Consider the following 274-nt stretch of genomic DNA (forward strand, 5'->3'; position numbering starts at 1 on the left):
CCTATACGGTCTAATTCTCAGTTTGTCTGTTCCGTTATCGGCGAATTAAATGGTAACAACAGGGGTGTTAATACTGTTATGATTTACCGTGAAACTTTTGTTGATGATGGTGTGATTAATCTTTCGTTTGATACATTTGACAATGTTGATCAAATTACTAATGACGAGATTGCAAATATTTCCAAAAAAGATCCAAGTAATATAGCTACTTTCTTTGATAAATTATTTAGTAATATTGGTAAAATTGGAATTATTATTATAATAATCGTTGTTG

General features: G+C 29.6%; 1 protein-coding gene. It reads left to right on the forward strand.

From position 1 onward, the window contains the following. Positions 1 to 78 precede the first annotated feature (78 nt). The coding region (locus RR062_06250) for a hypothetical protein (GenBank protein MEG2027290.1) at positions 79 to 274 on the forward strand (196 nt) is incomplete at its 3' end.

Source organism: Clostridia bacterium (genome assembly GCA_036654455.1).
In the GTDB taxonomy this organism is placed as follows: Bacteria; Bacillota; Clostridia; order Christensenellales; family CAG-314; genus JAVVRZ01.